Genomic DNA, 2,388 nt, shown 5'->3' with positions numbered 1-2,388 from the left:
TAAATGGCGGCCGCCCCGTCATCAATTCATACAGCGTAGCGCCAAGGCCGTAAAAATCGGTGCGATAGTCGATCGCGCGGTTTATGCGCCCGGTTTGCTCTGGCGCAATGTAGGGCAGGGTCTCTTCAGCCAGTTGGTTGTAGTTCCAGGTTGCCTGCTCCCGTTGCAGATGGGTGGCCTGGGTGAAGTCGATGATCTGAACACCCTCCGATGGATGTTCCGGATCAACGATAATGTTGTCTGGCGAGATCTGCTTATGAATGATCTGCGCCTTGTGAATGCGGCCCACCTGTTCCGCCAAAGCCACCGCTAATGACAACCAGTGATGCCAGGGGCGTGATTCCCAGTTCAGCAGCTGGCGCAATGATACACCGCCGCTATCGGCAAACACGGTAGCGATACTCTGTTCGGTATGGATTTGGGTCAGGGGGCGGATCACCCCGGGCACATCCAGCGTACTCAGCAGATCATATTCATGCTGAAACAACCCAATCTCTTCACTGGTTGCCTGATTGGCATTGAGCTGTTTGATTATTACCTGCGCATCATCCTGAGTACGGATAGCGCGGCTGACGTTGCTGCGCCGGCCCTTATGAAGATGTTTGATGATTCGGTAGCCGGGCAGGGTGGACATCATGTTTACTCCAGCTCACCGGCAAACATGTAACCCGCACCGTGGGCGGTAAGGATGAAGTGGGGATCAGACGGATTGTCGCGAAGTTTCCGACGCAGGCGGCCAACCAATACATCGACCGAGCGGTCGTTGGGTGTCCATTCCCGGTCGTGGATCGCATCCATCAGCTGATCGCGGGAGAGTACTTGTCCGGAGTTGGTAATCAATGCTTGCAGCAGCTTGAACTCACCCTCGGGCAGGCGTTCGGATGTTTCGTCAGGGGCAGTCAGCAAACGTTTGCTGCCATCCAATGACCAACCTTCAAAGTGCCACTGCTGCGCCTGTCGGCCATTCTCACGCTGCGGTTCTACGGTCTCACGCACACGCCAGAGTAGGTTTTTAGCACGCACCAACAGTTCACGCGGGTTGAACGGCTTGGTGACATAATCATCAGCGCCCAGCTCAAGACCTACAATTCGATCGATCTCATCACCTTTGCTCGTTACCAGAATGATGCCCACTCGGGATGCGGCACGCAGCTCGCGGGTTAGCGTAAGGCCATCTTTACCCGGTAGGTTGATATCCAGCAGAACAAGATCGATTTTGTGCTCTTCTACACGCTGTACCAAATCGTCAGCCTGTTCGGTCTCGCTGATCCGGTATCCCTCTTTTTCAAAGTAGCTGACCAGTAGGGAGCGTGAAGCAAAATCGTCTTCTACGATCAGGATATGGGGTGTTGCTGAGCTGTCTGGAACCATGGTGACGACCCAAGTTGAATATACGTTACAAAAATCAAAAGCAGCGTGTCGGTTTTGTGTCTAAGATACCGGCTAACGTTCTTATATTTACTCTGGGAATACAGGAATATCAAACAAAACAAGGGGTTATTTTACAATTTTGATCGCTTGTTACATTCTGATACATCTACCTACATCTTCGAACAAAAGCGCGGAATCTTATTTACACCACAAGGTTAGGTTAGATACACGCCAAATGGGTCTGCACAGCGGGTCAGGTCCAGCTATCGATATATGTCTGAAGACAAGGGGATGGCAGGCGCCAGATACCTCGCAAGGAGGTATCTCAACGGCAGTTTGTGTTGTATCGGGCCAGTTACTGGCTAACACAATCCGCCTGAATCACGAAAAATTAAGGAGTGATGGCCTTGAATAATAACAAGACAACGCGCGCACTTCTGGGAACCGGCGCACTGGCCCTCGCGGGATTGGTGACGTTACCGGCTCAGGCGGCGGATGCAGAACGCATCATTCGCGATCGCTGTTTGTCGTGTCATACCGAAACCGGCGAAGCGGCAACCCCGTTCTCCCGAATCAGCGAGCAGCGAAAAACACCTGAAGGCTGGATGATGACCATTAGCCGCATGCAGCAGCAACGCGGCCTGGTTATCTCACCGGAAGAGAAACGGACGCTGGTGAAATACCTGGCAGATAACCAGGGCTTGGCACCGTCCGAAACGGCAGGCTTGCGCTATCTGCTGGAGAAAGAACCCAATGTGGTTGAATCCTTCGACCAGCTCTTGCAGGAAACCTGTGTACGTTGTCACTCCGGTGCACGTATCGCCTTGCAGCGTCGCACCGAAGATGAGTGGAAACACCTGATCCACTTCCATATGGGACAGTTCCCAACGGCTGAGCTTCATGCCGGCGCACGTGACCGTGCCTGGTTTGATATCGCGCTGACCAATGTGGCGCCAAAACTTGCCAAGGACTACCCATTCAACAGCGATGCCTGGAACAGCTGGCAGAAAGTTACCA

General features: G+C 53.1%; 3 protein-coding genes. 1 reads left to right on the top strand and 2 read right to left on the bottom strand.

The genetic code is table 11. The features are described 5' to 3' along the window. Both ACEQ15_RS12330 and ACEQ15_RS12325 read right to left on the bottom strand, forming a co-directional pair. A partial coding sequence (locus tag ACEQ15_RS12330; RefSeq protein ID WP_370279494.1) for a serine/threonine protein kinase occupies nucleotides 1-637 on the bottom strand: 637 nt, incomplete at its 3' end. 2 nt (nucleotides 638-639) lie between these two features. Then, complete coding sequence (locus tag ACEQ15_RS12325; protein ID WP_370279493.1) at nucleotides 640-1,371, bottom strand: response regulator; 732 nt, start codon at nucleotides 1,369-1,371, stop codon at nucleotides 640-642. A 401-nt stretch (nucleotides 1,372-1,772) separates the two neighbouring features. On the opposite strand from ACEQ15_RS12325, the gene ACEQ15_RS12320 reads away from it, so the two are divergent. Beyond that, nucleotides 1,773-2,388: c-type cytochrome (locus tag ACEQ15_RS12320; RefSeq protein WP_370279492.1), on the top strand; the 616-nt coding region annotated here is incomplete at its 3' end.

It is taken from the genome of Pontibacterium sp., from assembly GCF_964228735.1.
Lineage (GTDB): Bacteria > Pseudomonadota > Gammaproteobacteria > Pseudomonadales > Balneatricaceae > Pontibacterium.
The sequence above is the reverse complement of the archived record's forward strand: the minus strand, read 5'-3'. Positions and strand labels throughout refer to the sequence as shown.